Origin of the sequence: Novosphingobium sp. PP1Y (assembly GCF_000253255.1) — a bacterium.
Taxonomy (GTDB): Bacteria; Pseudomonadota; Alphaproteobacteria; order Sphingomonadales; family Sphingomonadaceae; genus Novosphingobium.
Genome location: NC_015583.1, coordinates 128,814 through 144,046, shown reverse-complemented (window position 1 = coordinate 144,046; position 15,233 = coordinate 128,814). Strand labels below are relative to the sequence as shown.

Sequence of the window (15,233 nt, the reverse complement as noted above, 5' to 3'; positions counted from 1 at the left end):
AAATACTCCGACAAATGGCAACCATCGCTCTCAACCTGGTTCGCGGTCAGATGTGCCTGAAGGACTTCCTGGGCCTTGCGGCCGTGCTGCTTGGGTAACGCGCCGCTGCGGATTGCTTGCGTCTATGTGCGGCAATCGGCGCAATTCCAGGTCACGACTGCCATGTTTGCACGCTGCGTCACTATCCCTTTGCATAGGGCGACAGGCTGGCAAGAGGCCATACGATCCTCCAAAAATCGGGAGATGTGATTATGCTCGACGTACTCATCAAGGGCGGCGAAGTCGTCGACGGTACGGGGCGGCCGCGTTTTGAGGCGGACATTGGCATTGTCGATGGTCGCATCGTCGCAGTGGGAGAGGTGTCCGACCCCGCCCGGCGGACCATTGACGCTACTGGCCTGCTCGTCACCCCTGGTTGGGTGGACATCCACACGCATTACGACGGCCAGGCTACATGGGACATGCTGCTCGACCCGTCATTCAGTTCGGGCGTGACAACCGCGATCCTGGGCAATTGCGGTGTCGGCTTCGCACCGGTTGCGCGAGGAGATGAGGGGCGCCTGATCGATCTCATGGACGGAGTGGAGGAAATACCCGGGGGTGCCCTCCACGCCGGACTGGCGTGGAATTGGTCCAGCTTCCCCGAATATCTGGACGTTCTGGACTCCAGGCCACGCAGTTTCGATATCGGCTGCTATCTGCCTCATGGGCCGCTACGGCTATACGTGCTGGGCGACAAGGTTGGCTGCGGACGCAAGGCCGATGCCGATGAGATCGCGCGCATGGCCGGACTTGTTGACCAGGCAATGGAAGCCGGCGCCTTCGGGGTATCCAGCTCGCGCACTTCAGTTCACCGCACCATACACGGTGACATGACTCCCGACTTCGAGGCAGACCGTGAGGAATTGACGGCGATTGCCCGTGTCGTCGCCCAGCATCGCGGTGTCATGGAGTTCGCGCCCTCAGGCGTAGTCGGTGAAGATCCACAGGGCCTGCGAGCCGAGATGGCGATGTTCGACAGGATCGTCGCGGAAACCGGCGTCGACCTGCACATGTTGTTGCTGCAACCCAACCTCGATCCGGACTATTGGCAGGAACAGCTCGACTGGGCTGCCCGCATCAACGCGGGCGGACACTCGCGCGTTTTCGGGCAAGTCAGCGGACGCAGTATCGGCGCGCTGCTCAGCTTCTTCGGCACGCACCCGTTCATGGAGCGCCCGGGCTTTCGCGAGGTGAAGGATACCCTGTCGCGCGACAAGTGGCTTGGAGCGCTTGCCGACCCACAGGTCAAGGCGCGCATCCTGCGCGAGACCGACCCGGAAGGTACCTTCGGCGCGTTCCTCAATCAGCACTGGAACAATTGTTTCGATCTGGGGGAAACGGCCAACTACGAACCCGATGCCAGTGTAAACGTCACCGTCCTCGCCGCTGCTGCGGGCACCACTGCGCAGTCATACGTATACGACATGATGCTGAAGACCAGCCGGCATCCGCGCCTGCTGCTTGCAATCAACAATTACGTCGGCGGCGGTCTGGATAAACTCAAGCCGATGATCGAGCATCCCGCCACCGTCCTCGGTGCATCGGATGCAGGCGCTCATGTGATGACCATCTGCGACGGTTCCATGAACAGCTTCATGCTGACCCACTGGGCCCGCGATCGATCGCGCGGTCCGATCATTCCCCTGGAGCAGGTGGTGCGCATGATGTCGCACGATACTGCGCGTTCCATGGGCATCGCCGACCGTGGGACGCTGGAGCCCGGGATGCGCGCAGACATCAATGTCATCGATTTCGACAAGCTCGAGCTAGGCAAGCCCACCATAGTCGACGATCTGCCGCAGGGCGCCAGCAGACTGCTTCAACCCGTGAGCGGTTATCGCATGACGATGGTAAATGGTGCCATCACCCGTGAGTATGACGAGCCCACCGGCGCGATGCCCGGTCGCCTGCTTCGGCATAAGGCCGGAAACGGCGCACTGTCGCAGCGCGACCGGGCGCGCGCGAGCGTGCCGGCTACGCACGAAGCGTAATCGGCCTCCATCCCACCTGGGGCCGCACTCGTGCGCGTAATTCAGTGCGCGGGGGTAGGCCTGGGACCTATGATCCAGGGCTCGGATCATGCCTTTCATTTAGAGTCGAAGACTGCTCTGCCTTATGCTCAAGCGGGAAGTGCCAGCATCTCGCGCACAAAATCGCTCTCGTTTCCTTGTGCGCTCGATTCACCATGGGCGCTGGTGCCGTCTGTTTCCTGCATTGGTCATCACAGGCTATTGGCCCGCGCGATCATGCCTAGCACCGCTGCGCTCGGCTTGGCCGTCCGTTTGAAGGTCTCGTGGTCGAAGGAGTGCAGGCCGAAGTGGTGGTGATAGCCGAAGCCCCATTCGAAGTTGTCGATCAGCGACCAGTGGAAATAGCCTCGGACCGGAACACCCTCGTCCATCGCGCGCTTGAGCTCGGTCAACGCCGCCGGGATCAGCCACTGGCGCAAGGCATCGTCGTCGGTGTTGACGCCATGTTCGGTAACGTAGACCGGTAGCTTGGTCGCTTCCCAGGCATAGCGCACCGCACCGGCGAGCGAGCCTGGCCAGACTTCTGCGCCCGCAGCATTACGGGGGGCATCGGCGGGTGGGGGAAGCGCGCCCTTGTCGTTCCAGACCTTGCGTTCATAGTTCTGCACGCCGATGAAATCGCAGGTGTGCGCCGCAAGGCGCAGCCACTCGCCATAGTAGCGCTCGCGGATCGCATCGCGCATCGAATGCTTGCCCGCCGCCTGATCGTCGATGATCGCGAGGCTGACCCCGACGTCGAGATCGCTGCGCATCGCCTTGATCGCAGCCACGCCTAGCCTGTGCGCTTCCATCATGTTGGCGCGGTAGGTCTTCGGGTCCTTCACATAGAGTGCAACGCCAGGCGAATAGAGAGGCACGCCCAGTTGCTTCGCGACGGTTTCCTGCGTCGCCTTGTCGCCGGCCACGAGCTGGGGCGGAAGGATCTCGCCGATCACGCCTACAAGGTTGGGCTCGTTGAGGGTAGTGGCAAGCGCCATGCCCTGCGACAGATGGCGCGCGGCGCGGTCGCAGAAACGGGCGAAGAGCGCCGGGGAATCCGGGTGGTGCCAACCCCCCTTGGCAGCAAACCAGCGCGGCGTGGTGAAGTGGTTGAATGTGACGACGGGGTTGAGCCCCCGTTCCCGGCAGCCATCGATCATTGCCTTGTAGTGATCGAGCATGGCGTTGGAGAAGTACCCTTCATCGGGCTCGATCCGTGCCCATTCGAGGCTGAAGCGATAGGAATTGAGGCCCATGCCCTTCACCAGATCGAGATCTGCCCGCCAGAGCTCGAAGCTGTTGGCCGCATCGCCCGAACGATCCGCAAAGGTCGTTCCTGGCGCGTTCTCGATCGGCCAGAGGTCGGCATTGATATTGTTGCCTTCGACCTGATGCGCGGCTGTGGCGGCGCCCCAGAGGAAACCTTGCGGAAATTTCGGATCGATGGGCTTCGGTTTGGCAGTGCGGGCCAGGGCACTGCTGCCGGTCATGGCGGCAGAAGCGCCGAACGCCGCGGCCGACGCGATCAGATTGCGGCGATCGATCATATTCACTTGTCCTTGCTCAACATTCCCTGGGTGCGCATCCATCGATACATCAGATCCAGCCATCCTTCCTCGGGCGATCCAACCGGACCGGCACCGAAACCGTGACCTCCTTTCGAATAGAGATGGAGCTCGATCGATTTTCCGGCGGCGCGATAGCTTTCCAGAAGTGGTAGACCGTCCTGACGGGCAAGCAGGAAGTCATCGGCAGCAATCGCCACGAACATGGGTGGCGCATCGGCGGGTACATTCATCGCAGCCATATTGGGATAGATTGGCGCCACGAAGTCCGGCCGGTCCTCACCGCCCTTTTCAACGACGCTGCGCGAGAGGAAACCTCCCGCAGAAAAGCCCATGAAGCCGACGCGCTGCGGGTCAATGCCGTATTCCGCAGCGTTAGTGCGCACATAACGCAGCGCCGCAAGGCCATCGGCCAGTGCCTTTGCGGGCGTGTCAGACGGTGGGGCCAAGGTGCTCTTTTCCCCGGCGATCAGCTTGTCCAGCTCCGCGACGAAGACTTTCTGGTCGGGCGGTGTGGGTAGCGTGCGGTATTTGAGGACGAAGGCGGTTACGCCACGATTGGCGAACCAACGCGCCACTTCCCAACCTTCCTTGTCCATCTCGAGACCAAGAAAGGCGCCCCCCGGTGCAATGATCACGGATGCAGGCGAAGGCTGGCCCACGGGCCTGAAAGCAGTCAACGTCGGCCTTGTCACGTTGCGCACGGCATAGCGGCCGCTTTCGCTCATATGCCAGATCTCGCGGTCGACCTTTTCCGCGGTTTGCAGAACGATGGTGTTCGGCTGCGCCGGTGCAGCAACCGTTTCGGTGGAAATGCCCGTCTGCGCTGCGGCGGGCGAGCCGGCCGCAATCAGGAGCAACCCGAGAGTCAGAAACGGGCTGCGAAGTGCGGGTAAGGCCATGACTATCATCCTGCTCGTAGGGTCAGCCGCGCTCCGGGCCCGGCCGGATACGGAGTGATAAGGGCCGCCACCATCGGGCGGCGGCCCTTGTCGCATCAGAAGTTGATACCGGCACGCACACCGATCGTGCGCACGGAATCGAAGCTGAAGCGCTGGTTGAGCGTCAGCACTGGCGGCGCCGTACCGATGGGGTTGGCATCGCCGCCGTCAGACCCGATCGAGATCGGGCGAATCTCGTTCGTGCAGTTCTTGCAGAACAGGCTGATGTTCCAGTTCTCGGCCTTGATGCCGGCGCGCAGGTCGATCGTGTCCCAGGTGGGGATCGTGAACGGCGCACCGATCCCCGCCGACTGCGGCGAGCGGTGGTAGTAGCCGAGCCCGAACTGCGCCTCGAGCGCGTCCGAGATCGGCGCTGCATATTCAGCGCCGAGAGTGGCGGTGAACTTCGAGGACAGAGGCAGCTGGTAGCCCTTGGCGTTGAACGTGCCGACGAAGTCCGGCAGCGACGAGTTGACGTCGGCCTTGCAGCCGTCGGTCGTCTGTGTCGGATAGCACTGGGCGCCGGGGTAATCGTCGAAGGTCGCATCGGCATAGGCTGCCGAACCCGAGAGCGTCAGTCCCTCGAAAGGCCGCGCCTGGAACGAGAAGTCCAGGCCCTTGGTCGTTGCGGTTGCGGCATTGCCGAGCACGAAAGTGCGCAGTGACTGCACGAAGGCCTGGACCTGCAAGTCATAGAACTTCGTGTAGAAGGCCGAGAGGCTGAACGTCAGCGCGCCATCCAGCGCCTTGCCCTTGATGCCCAGCTCGCCGCCGCGAGAGATCTCTGGGCGCACGGCCAGATCCGCGTTGGGGGCAGGTGCCGTGTTCGAGAAGCCCGGCCCCTTGAAGCCTTCTCCGTAGAAACCATAGACCATGAGGTCCGGCGTCGCCTGCCAGTCGAACCCGACCCTGTAGCTGAGGTCCGTCGCGTCGGTGGACTGCTTGGTGACATTGCTCGGCACGCCCAACGTTACGAAGTACTGGCCGAAGTTCTCGCTCAGGTCGATCTGCGCCTTTTCGTAGGTCAGGCGAGCGCCGGCAGTCAGCTTGAACGCATCGGTCAGCTGGTAGCTCAACTGGCCGAAACCGGCGTAGCTATTGTTCACCAGCCGGTATTGGTAGTCCTGCCCGAGGAACGAGGCATTGCTCACGTTGCACGCGGGTGGCGGTCCTGCAGTGACGGTCGCGCCGACGCAGAACGGAAAGCCCACAGCGACGAAATCGGGCAGGCCGTTGTTACCGCCGCGGAAGCCGGCGGTGTTTCCGACAGACCGGTAATAATAGAGCCCAAACTGGCCGGAAAGGACGCTTTCGCTAGGCAGGGCAAGGCGCAGTTCCTGTGAGAACTGGTCGTACTTCTGGTTCGAAGAATTGTAGCTGAAGAAGTTGAACGGCGTCTGGTCGGAGTCGAACTGGAAGTCGGTCTTGGCCTGCTTCCACGCGGTGATGCTGGTCAGGTCCATGCCATTGCCCAGCGCAAGGTTGATATTCGCCTGGAGACCGCCCGTATCGCTGTCGCGGTAGTTCGGTGCCTCGGCCGCAAAAGTGAAGTTTTCGGGGCCGGCGACCAGGCCGCGATCGGGATACTGGCTGCCGGGGCCGAACTCACGGAAAGTGATGTCGTACCTGCCGGTAATGCCGCGCTGACGGTTGTAGTCGCCGATCACGTAGACCGAGAGGGTGTCGCTCGGCTCGTACAGGAACTTGGCGCGCACGCCCAGGTTCTCCAGGCTCAGGTCGTTGCGGACGGCCGGGTTGACCTGCGAAACCGTGATCGGGTCCTGATCGCTGTAAATGAAGTTCAGGCGCAGGGCGGCGTTCTCACCCACCGGCACGTTGGCAGTGGAACGGATCTGGAAGCCAGTGCCGTCATTGCCGGGGCGCGCGCGCTGGACCAGTTCCCCATCGGCGCTAAACGTCATCTCACCAAGCTTCGGCTTGTTGGTGGTGATGTTGACGAGGCCGGCCGAGGCATTCTTGCCGAACAGCAGGCCTTGCGGCCCGTTCAGCACTTCAACGCGCGCGATGTCGTAGAATGCGTTTGCTGCGAATTCGCGATTGCCGAGGACGACTTCATCGATCACCTGCGAGACGCTGGCTTCAACCGTGTTCGAGAATGTGGCCGTACCGACCCCGCGCACCGAGAAGGTGTTGTCCTGCTGGACCTGAAGGCTCGGCGCAAGCTTGGTGACGGCGGTAAGGTCGTTCGCGCCGCGTTGGGTCAACTGCTCGGCACCGACGACGGTCACGCTGACGGGAACCTTGAGTACATTTTCGCTTCGGCGCTGCGCAGTGACGATGATTTCGCCAGGTGTCGAAGCCTCTCCCGAGGCCTGCTCATCGGCAGTCTGTGCAAGGGCAGGTGCCGATGCAAACAGTGCCATGGCGGCAACCGATGCGGACAGTATAAGCCTATTCCTGCTTCTCATGTTCATATGTTTGTCCTCCCAGAAAAATTCTCGCGGATTTGTGTATTTGTTGCCGGTCCGCGCATCCGGCGTCGTGCCCAGGGACCCTTCCGGTTCAGGACAGGATAATCGTTGCGTGGCGCTCGTTTCGCGCGATAGCGGGCTGGAATTCAGGCGGAAAATAGGGGTGGCGGTAGCTTATCGCGCTACCGACGAGATGCACGCCGCGCGTCAGCCCACCTGCCTTGGGAACGACGACTGTGAAATAGTCGCCGACGTAGAGCCGCGTCTCGGTCGCCTCGTTCAGCTCGCTGCGCGTGTATTCCCTGTCGCCGAGGCGAAAGCGGTTGTGTGCGGCAGGGTAGAGAACCCCGTCGACCGTGATGTCTACGCCTTCGATCAGGCTGAGACGGGACGAGCGATAGTTGGCTTGACGGATGCGCAATTCGAAACCGGTGCGTGCGCCTTCGGGGCCGATGTTACGAAAACCGGTGCTTTGGATATGTGTGCGTTCAAGCATTGGCCGTCCCCCCTTGAGCCATCCCCGGATGAGACGCATCGTATTCCTCTTCGAGTTGGCGGATCAGTGCGTGCTGGCGGCGCACCTGCTCTATCGCCACCCATGGCGCGCGCTCGCCCTCGTACTCGCTCGAAAGATAGCCCGAGTAGCCCAGCTTCTTGAGCATCGGTACAATGCGCTCCCACGGGATCTGGTGGTCGTGCAGCGTTTCATCGATGTGGTGGAACTTGGCCTGGATGAACGGCACGTACTGGATCACGTCCTCGAGATGCTCGACCGGCACCTTGATGCCGTTGAGAAAGCTCAGCGCGCCCTTCTTGATTTCATCGGTCTCGCCTCCGCCCCATTTGTCGATCGGACGATCCTGGAAAATGCCGGTATCGATCATCAGGCCGAAGTGCTGCGTCCCCGTGCGCTCGATGAAGTTGACATAGGCGTCGGTCACCGGGTGGCGGATCGGGGTGGGCGAATGGATCTCGGGCAGGATCACCAGATCGAGCTGCTGCGCCAGATCGAGATTGCGCTCGACTGCACCTTCCCAGATCGGATCGGGTGTCAGTTCGTGGTCAATCACGCCGAACTTGGGGCGGATGAACTTGAAGCCGAGGCGGTGGGCCAGGCGCAGGTCCTGAGCGATCTGGGCGGCGCCTTCCTCGACGTTCATGTTGCGGTCGATCTGGATGCGCGTGTCGACCCAGCAGGCAAAGTTGGTCGGCTCGAGTTTGTAGCGATCGAGCTGTGCGAACCAGTGGTCGAGCCATGCGGCAGGCGGTTCGGGATAGAGCGGCACGCTCGTCTCGCCCAGGATCTCGATACCCGTCGCCCCGGTGTCCGCCACATGATCGAACGCGTCGTCCAGCGTCATGACGGTGCCGAAGTCGTCGGTATAGCTGTACAGTGAAACGCCGTACCGGAAGCCTGTCACAGGTATTCTCCCCCTGATGCGGAATTGTTTTAATCACCGCTTAGTTGGCCACCATTTAAGCGATGTTAATTTGGTCCGCAAGCCATAAATTAAGCGGTGCTAGTTATAAGTGTCTTCAGGCTTGCTAACGGGTACGTAACGCCGCACATGAGCAACATGGCAACGAAGCGAACGCCCGGAAAAAGAAGAGGCAAACCGTACCACCGCGAAGATTTGCGGCAGGAGCTGCTGGATGCGGCCAAGGCCTTCATCGTGCGCGAAGGCTACGAAAACCTGTCGATGCGGCGCCTTGCTGAAGAGATCGGGGTCAGTTCCGCTGCGCCCTACCACCATTTTCCGGATCGGCGCGCCCTTCTGCTGGCAGTGGCTGTCGACGGTTACCACTCCATGTTCGCGGATGCGCACATAGGCGTGGACAACACTGATCCGCGCGAAAACCTGCGTGGCCAGTTGCTGAATTTCCTGCGTTTTGCTTCCGGCAACCGGCGCATCTTTGCCCTGATGTACGAAAGCGAGCTTGTGCGCGAGGGGCTCGCGCCAGAGATCCAGGAAGTGCAGGATCTCGGATTTCGGCGCCTGCATGAGCTCATGATGGCCGTGGCGCCCGATCTTTCGGACCGGGAACGCAGCATTCGCTGCGCAACGTTATGGTGTGCGGTGTTCGGCTTTGCATTGCAGACCAACCGCTCGATGATTCGCACGCCGGAACCTGAGCCGGATCGTGAAGAGCTCGCGGAAGCTCTGGTGGGGCAGGCTCTGAGATTGTTGGATAGCTGAACGGCTTCACTCGCCGGTGCAGTCCTTCGCCACGGCGATCGACAGGCTCGGTTTGAACAAGATCCTTCAGTCTTGTGAGGGCAAAACCTGAGAGCGCTGAAGCCAGGCGCCTGCAATATTGCCATTTGGCATAGAATCGACTATATGGTGCCATATGGAGAACTGCCATGCTGGCTCTGGAACCCATTGATACAGCCCCCGGGGTCTTCCGGCCCGACCCGGTGACCCAGAACGAGGCCGCGGCGATGTTCCGTGCCGTGTTGAACCTGTTCGCCAGATGGGACCTGACCGACGAGCAGGCAGCGACGCTGCTCGACATGCCCGTACGCACTTATCGGCGCTGGAAGGCCGAAGGGCCCGGACGCATCTCGCGCGACGGGGCGGCACGGCTTTCGAACCTGATGGGGATACACAAAGCGCTGCGAATCATCTTTTCCGAAGCCCGGCGCGGTTATGCCTGGATCAAGGCGGACAACGCCGCTTTTGCCGGTGCGAGTGCGCTCGATATCATGCTTGGCGGAGAGCTGACCGATCTCATGCGGGTGCGCCGCTATCTCGATGCCGAACGCGGCGCCTGGTGACCGGGCCCGAGGCTCTGCAGGTTAGCCGGGTCGAGTGGAAAGATGCGGTCCGGATCATCCGCAGTACCTACCCGCCGATCGATCTGTTCGAGGATATTGCCGACCCTGCAGACTGGCCGCTGCTGATCTCGGCGGAGCAGAAGACCAATCCGCGCATCATGACGACGATCGGCAATCTCGATCTGGTGCCGGTCGAACGCCGGGTCGGCGGAAACGGCGCGTCCTACCTGATGGCACCCTTCACCCACGTCAGCACCGACCGGCCCAGTCGCTTTACCGATGGCAGCTACGGCGTACTCTATGTCGGCAATGGGTTCGAAACAGCGCTGTTCGAGACGATCCATCACCATGCCCGCTTCATGGCCCGCACGGCCGAAGCGCCGGGCTGGACCTCGCAGTTCCGGGAGATCGTCCTGTCGGTCGGCGCCGACTTGCATGACATGAGGGACAGCGCCGCAGACAAACGCGCGCTCGATCCCGACAGTTATGCCGCGTCGCAAGCCCTCGCGGCCACGCTCAGGGCCGCTGGTTCCGATGGCATCGTCTATCCCAGTATCCGGCATCGCGGCGGACAATGCGCTGCCCTGTTCTACCCCGATGGCGCTTTCGAGCCCGTTCAGGGCCGTCATCTCGACTATCATTGGGACGGCACCGGCGTCGACCTGGTGCGCGACGCCGGATCCGGCGCGGTGTTCCGCGTCGTGCATTCCGATTGAGGCAGCTCTTCGGCACTGGTGCTTTTCGATGCTCTCCGGCTAAGCGGGTCGCGTCGGTCGCTACCCATAGAGAAGCGCTTCTGCTCGCATGCGTCAGCGTGCTATGGGCACAGTGCAGCGTTCGTGGAGGATGACATGCGGCTTCGTTGCGCTCTCGTTGTGTCCCTGGCCTTGCTTGCATCCCCGGTGCTGGCCCAGGCGAACTTGACGGCGAAGGACCGCGCCGCCGCTTTTCGCGCTGCCGGTTTCACGCTTCAGGGCGGTCAATGGTCAGCTTGCGGCGATCCCGGCACGCCCAGTTATTCGCCCGGACAAATCGACACCGTGCGCGATCTCAACGGCGATGGACGACCCGAAGCGGTGATCACCGAAGGCGGCACCTATTGCTTCGGCATGACGGGAACCGGCTACACGATCGTCAGCAAGCAGGCCGACGGCAGCTGGAAGAACATCACCGGCGGGACCGGAATCCCGACATTCCTCGCCACCAGGGGCGTGGGTGGCTGGCCGGATATCGAAATCGGCGGTCCGGGCTTCTGTTTTCCGGTAGAGCGCTGGAACGGCAAGGCCTACGTCCTGAACCGGCATCAGTACGACGGGAAGCCCTGCCGTCCCCAGATGTAAGCCTGCTATGGGCAGTGGGAACCAACGCAGGTTCGGCAGGAAGTCCGTCCGGGTCAGGGCGTAATCCGGCCGTGCGTCTCGTGGCGAATTGCCGGCTTCCCGGGCAGAAGCCAATAGATCAGTTCGATGCGATCGCGGCGATGGCGGCAGCAACCTTGTCCATTTCCGCCATGGAATTGAACAGCGCGGGAGTGATCCGCACACAAGCTCCCGAAGCGACGCCGTCGCGGTGGACGGTGAAGATCCCGTGTCGGTCGAGCAACTGCTTCGCGAGGGCCTTGTTGGCCTGCACACTGGTGCGGCCTTTGAGCCGGAACGAAGTGATCGAAGCGGACAGCTCCGGGTCTTCGGGTGTCAGGATCTGCACATTGGCGATAGTTCGCGCCTGGTCCACCCATCGGCTGCGCAACGCGCGCAGGCGCCGGGTCCGGCGCTCCGATCCGATCCGGGCATGAAAGGCGAGGGCGTCAGGTGCGGTCAGCAAGGCGGAGATGTCCATGGTTCCGGTGTGGACGCGGCTGAACACACCGGCATCGCCTTTCTCGGCGGGGTCCGGATCGATCTTGTGCAGGGCGCCCCGGCGAATGTGGATCACGCCGAGGCCGAGCGGGGCGCCGAGCCACTTGTGGCCGTTTACCCCTACGAAGTCGCAATCCATCGCGGCGATGTCGCCATCGATCTGGTACCATGAGTGCGCTGCATCGACGATCGTGTCGACCCCGCGGGCGCGGGCCATGGCAGCGATTTCGCGCACCGGCACAGCCAGGCCCGTGCGGTGTCCGATACGGGTAAGCAGCAGCAACCTGACCTGCGGATTCTCGTCCAGAGCCTGCGTGTAGGCCGCGAGAAGGCCTTGATGGCTTGCCGGTTCGGGCAAAGCGATGCGAACCACGCGGGCTTTGCACCGCGCGGCGAGGCTATCCATCGAAGCCTGCATGGAATCGTAATCGAGGTCGGAATAGAGCACCGCCTCGCCCGGCTTGAGCTGATTGTAGCCTAGAATGAGCGCCTTGAGGGCCTCGGTGGCATTGCGCGTAAAGGCGATCTCGTCGGGCTGAACCCCCAGCGCATCGGCGATCTCCTCGCGGACCGCCATTGCATCGCGGCCGAAGCCCCGGCGCGAATAGTAGCTGGTATCGCGATTCACGCGCGCGAGGTGTTCCTGGTAGGCCGTGAAAACGGGCCGGGGCATCATGCCCCAATTCCCGTTTTCCACCTGAACGACCTCGCGCGTGACGTCGTACTGCCCCGCGATGGCCTGCCAGAAAGCCTCCTCGTCGCCGGTTTCGACCGGGAGATGCGGTTGAACGGCACCCGCCACCCCTTTCGTTCCGACCGTAAGCGACGCAAAGCCAAGTGCGCCCTTGAGGACAGTGCGGCGGGGTGTGCGGGTGTCGATCATCAGAAGTTCACTCCCAGGCGGACGTAGTACTGGCCGCCATCGGTGTCGTAGGGCGCGTTGCGCGAATATATCAGGCCGCGAACTGCCTGAAACGTCGCCTCGTCAGGATAGGAATCGAAGATGTTCTCCGCCCCGACCCGCAGCGAAAAGTGTTCATTGAACGTGTAGGCGGCCGACAGGTCGAACAGGACCATCGATCCGAACTTCTGGAAGATCTCGCCGGTCGCATTCCCCGAGACATCGGTCCAGGGACCGTAGTAGCGCGCCCGGGCGAGGACTTCGAAGCCCGCCACGTCATATCCCAGCGAAGCGGTGCCGTTGTGGTGGGGCAGAGCGTTCTCGAAACGGACCCGCTGGGTTTCATTGGAAATCGCCGCGCTGGTGCCCGAAGTCACCTTCGTCTCATTGTAGTTGTAGGCGAGATTGGCCTTCAGACGTCCCGCGCCAAGCTGCGTGACATAGGACAATACGGCATCGATGCCGCGGGTGCGGGTGTCGAAATCGTTGGTGAAGTAACTGATGGCTGAATAGCCCTCGACGTTGTTGTAGTCCGCAGGCACGGCGAACGTGGCCGACTGGCTGAAACGGTCCATGAGCTTTATCTGGTAGAGATCGACGCTGCCTGACAGGCCGAAGCCGGTCTGGAAGGTCACCCCGCCAGTCAAGGAGCGCGATTTCTCGGGCGTCAGGGGCCTGGCTCCCAGCGCAATCGCCAGAGGATCGGATGGCGAAAGGCGACCTTGCGTGTAGATCGTCATCGTTGTCGTATCTAGACCCTGCGTGGTGGCGCGGGTATTGAGCTGGGCCGGTGTGGGCGCGCGGAAGCCGGTCGACCAGGTCGCCCGGATGCCTAGACCCTCGATCGGGTCCACGCGGGCCGACAGCTTGTAGTTGAAGGTGTCGCCGAATGAGGAGAAATCCTCGTATCGCCCTGCCGCACCCAGGGTCAGCATGTCGACAGGCCGCCATTCGAGATCGAGGTAACCGGCGTAGCTTGTCTGGTGCCAGGTGCCGACCCGATCCGGTCCGAAGCCGGGATAGCCGTTCGAGCTGGAAGCGAGGCCTTCGGCTGCGCCCTGGCCGATGGTCCACGACGCGTCGTCACCCTGGCCGACCTCATAGGTCTCCCGGCGGCGTTCCGCGCCGAAGGCAACGTTGATCGGTTCGGTCGAGCCGACATCGAGGCGATAGACGAAGTCAGCATTGAGGTTGAACTCACGCTGTTCCAGCTTGCCGATGTAGAAGCTGGTCGGGCTGTCCGGCCCCATCGAGGCGTTGAGGCTTTCGGTCATGCCGTATTCGATCGTGCTGCGGCCATATGACCCGCTCAGGTCATAAGTGAAGGCAGGGGCAATCTCGCCGCGCAGTCCGGCAGAGGTCTGGATGTCGCTGTACCGGGTGGAAAAGCGCGGCGTGAAACCGGCCGGGTACCACTGGGCGAAGTTGAACCCGGGAAAGGCCGCGGTGTCCTTGAAGACGCTGGCTGTCGCAGTGGGATTGCGCCAGTTGAAGTCGGTTACGCCGTCGCCGTCCTGCGCCGTGACGAAGCCATAGACTTCGATCGCCTCGGAAAATTCGTAGCGTGCATCGAGTGAGCCATGAATGCGCTCCTCGTCTGGCTGGCCCCAGCGCTGGACGGGATTGGGCACGTCAAGATCGGGGTTAGCTTCTTGCAACGCTTCGGCATCGGCGCGCTGGCGGGTGCGCGAGGTTGCCTCGGCGTGGTCGTACTGGCCGGTAAGGACAATGCTGCCCCTGTCGCCGAGCGCGATGCCGCCCCGCGCGCCGACCTGGTACTCGTTGCCATCGCCCTCATAGTATTGCGAGAACTGCGAATACGCGCTCATGCCCGGCTCGTCTTCGAGGATGATGTTGATGACGCCGGCAATCGCATCCGAACCATACTGCGCCGCTGCACCGTCGCGAAGTACCTCGATGCGCTTGATCGCCAGTGAGGGAATGCTGGCGAGATCGGCGGCCTGGGCCCCGCGCGTGCCGAGCAGCGCCGAGCGATGGTAGCGCTTGCCATTCAAGAGGACGAGCGTCTGGTCGGCGGAAAGCCCGCGCAGGGTAGCCGGACGCACAAAGGCCTGGCCGTCCGCGGCCGGAAGGCGCTGGATATTGTAGGATGGCAGCAACTGGGCAAGGGTGTCGTTCAGATCGCCCGAAACGCTTGAACGCACGGCATCCTGGCTCAGCGAATCAATCGGGGCGAGTGTCTCGAAGATGGTGCGCGAGCGTTCGCGGGTGCCGGTAACGACTATGGCGTCCGATTGGCTCGAGGTTACAGCCTCGGCTGTGGCTGTCTGGGCCATGGCCGGCACGCCCATGAACGCAAGCGCGATCCAGCTTACCGTGATTAAGTTCTTCATCGAAATCCCTGCTACTTGCCGGCGTGCGACCGTGCCGCCGAAGTTCGGGCGCACTAGCTGCGAAAGATGACGCTACAGGGTGAAATCGATTACAGTCGTGTGTCAGTGCCGGGCCGGTAGTCAGCAACCATTGCGGGAAGGAGCGCTCGTGTTCGCGAAGACGAAGACCTGCAAAATGGAGTGGGTCCATTGTGGGCAGGCCCGTGGTGTTCATGTCAGGGCGACTGCGACAGGTAACAGTCAGGTCACACATAGTAGGTGTCGCCTTCGCGGATGATCACCGGATCGTGTGCCGTCAGATCGCCTGAATGCTGCGCATTGAAGGTGAGCGAGGCGCTGTCGTGGTTCTGC

12 protein-coding genes are annotated in these 15,233 nt (G+C 62.2%); 5 read left to right on the top strand and 7 right to left on the bottom strand.

Translation table 11 applies throughout. The features are described from left to right. Positions 1–251 precede the first annotated feature (251 nt). Positions 252–2,033: an amidohydrolase family protein gene (locus tag PP1Y_RS01670; RefSeq protein WP_013836374.1), complete on the top strand. Its 1,782-nt coding sequence runs from the start codon at positions 252–254 to the stop codon at positions 2,031–2,033. Between the two features lie 230 nt (positions 2,034–2,263). On the opposite strand, the gene PP1Y_RS01665 is transcribed toward PP1Y_RS01670, so the two are convergent. From PP1Y_RS01665 to PP1Y_RS01645, 5 genes are all read right to left on the bottom strand, one after another. After that, positions 2,264–3,598 (bottom strand): glycoside hydrolase family 1 protein, encoded by a 1,335-nt coding sequence (locus tag PP1Y_RS01665; protein ID WP_013836373.1) that lies wholly within the window; start codon positions 3,596–3,598, stop codon positions 2,264–2,266. 2 nt (positions 3,599–3,600) lie between these two features. Beyond that, positions 3,601–4,518 (bottom strand): alpha/beta hydrolase, encoded by a 918-nt coding sequence (locus PP1Y_RS01660; protein ID WP_013836372.1) that lies wholly within the window; start codon positions 4,516–4,518, stop codon positions 3,601–3,603. Positions 4,519–4,613: 95 nt separating this feature from the next. Beyond that, the gene (locus tag PP1Y_RS01655) at positions 4,614–6,941 is read right to left on the bottom strand and encodes a TonB-dependent receptor (RefSeq protein WP_013836371.1); all 2,328 of its coding nucleotides are present in this window, start codon (positions 6,939–6,941) and stop codon (positions 4,614–4,616) included. A gap of 139 nt (positions 6,942–7,080) precedes the next feature. Beyond that, positions 7,081–7,485, bottom strand: coding sequence for a DUF6379 domain-containing protein (locus PP1Y_RS01650; RefSeq protein WP_013836370.1), 405 nt, complete (start codon positions 7,483–7,485; stop codon positions 7,081–7,083). Continuing rightward, the gene (locus tag PP1Y_RS01645; protein WP_013836369.1) at positions 7,478–8,410 is read right to left on the bottom strand and encodes a sugar phosphate isomerase/epimerase; all 933 of its coding nucleotides are present in this window, start codon (positions 8,408–8,410) and stop codon (positions 7,478–7,480) included. Before PP1Y_RS01645 ends, PP1Y_RS01650 begins: the two co-directional genes overlap by 8 nt. Positions 8,411–8,557: 147 nt before the next feature. Between PP1Y_RS01645 and PP1Y_RS01640 the strand changes: the two genes are divergently transcribed. The 4 genes from PP1Y_RS01640 (at position 8,558) to PP1Y_RS01625 (ending at position 11,108) form a co-directional block, all read left to right on the top strand. Then, positions 8,558–9,187 (top strand): TetR/AcrR family transcriptional regulator, encoded by a 630-nt coding sequence (locus tag PP1Y_RS01640; protein ID WP_232512302.1) that lies wholly within the window; start codon positions 8,558–8,560, stop codon positions 9,185–9,187. Positions 9,188–9,354: 167 nt separating this feature from the next. Then, complete coding sequence (locus tag PP1Y_RS01635) at positions 9,355–9,768, top strand: MbcA/ParS/Xre antitoxin family protein (protein ID WP_013836367.1); 414 nt, start codon at positions 9,355–9,357, stop codon at positions 9,766–9,768. Next, the gene (locus PP1Y_RS01630) at positions 9,765–10,484 is read left to right on the top strand and encodes an RES family NAD+ phosphorylase (protein ID WP_013836366.1); all 720 of its coding nucleotides are present in this window, start codon (positions 9,765–9,767) and stop codon (positions 10,482–10,484) included. Before PP1Y_RS01635 ends, PP1Y_RS01630 begins: the two co-directional genes overlap by 4 nt. A gap of 135 nt (positions 10,485–10,619) precedes the next feature. After that, positions 10,620–11,108 carry a hypothetical protein gene (locus PP1Y_RS01625; protein ID WP_013836365.1) on the top strand — a complete coding sequence of 163 codons (489 nt, stop codon included), beginning with the start codon at positions 10,620–10,622 and terminating at the stop codon, positions 11,106–11,108. Between the two features lie 118 nt (positions 11,109–11,226). Here the strand turns inward: PP1Y_RS01625 and PP1Y_RS01620 are convergent, their stop codons facing one another. Further along, on the bottom strand, positions 11,227–12,510 hold the full coding sequence (locus PP1Y_RS01620) for an aminotransferase class V-fold PLP-dependent enzyme (protein WP_013836364.1): 1,284 nt from the start codon (positions 12,508–12,510) through the stop codon (positions 11,227–11,229). Further along, positions 12,510–14,882: a TonB-dependent siderophore receptor gene (locus PP1Y_RS01615; RefSeq protein ID WP_013836363.1), complete on the bottom strand. Its 2,373-nt coding sequence runs from the start codon at positions 14,880–14,882 to the stop codon at positions 12,510–12,512. Before PP1Y_RS01615 ends, PP1Y_RS01620 begins: the two co-directional genes overlap by 1 nt. Positions 14,883–15,233: the final 351 nt, after the last annotated feature.

Bases quoted from the DNA above. Each gene is read 5' to 3' on its own strand.
- PP1Y_RS01615 (WP_013836363.1), bottom strand. From the start codon at position 14,882: ATGAAGAACTTAATCACGGTAAGCTGGATCGCGCTTGCGTTCATGGGC.
- PP1Y_RS01670 (WP_013836374.1), top strand. From the start codon at position 252: ATGCTCGACGTACTCATCAAGGGCGGCGAAGTCGTCGACGGTACGGGG.
- PP1Y_RS01650 (WP_013836370.1), bottom strand. From the start codon at position 7,485: ATGCTTGAACGCACACATATCCAAAGCACCGGTTTTCGTAACATCGGC.
- PP1Y_RS01660 (WP_013836372.1), bottom strand. From the start codon at position 4,518: ATGGCCTTACCCGCACTTCGCAGCCCGTTTCTGACTCTCGGGTTGCTC.
- PP1Y_RS01625 (WP_013836365.1), top strand. From the start codon at position 10,620: ATGCGGCTTCGTTGCGCTCTCGTTGTGTCCCTGGCCTTGCTTGCATCC.
- PP1Y_RS01655 (WP_013836371.1), bottom strand. From the start codon at position 6,941: ATGGCACTGTTTGCATCGGCACCTGCCCTTGCACAGACTGCCGATGAG.
- PP1Y_RS01635 (WP_013836367.1), top strand. From the start codon at position 9,355: ATGCTGGCTCTGGAACCCATTGATACAGCCCCCGGGGTCTTCCGGCCC.
- PP1Y_RS01665 (WP_013836373.1), bottom strand. From the start codon at position 3,598: ATGATCGATCGCCGCAATCTGATCGCGTCGGCCGCGGCGTTCGGCGCT.
- PP1Y_RS01640 (WP_232512302.1), top strand. From the start codon at position 8,558: ATGAGCAACATGGCAACGAAGCGAACGCCCGGAAAAAGAAGAGGCAAA.
- PP1Y_RS01620 (WP_013836364.1), bottom strand. From the start codon at position 12,510: ATGATCGACACCCGCACACCCCGCCGCACTGTCCTCAAGGGCGCACTT.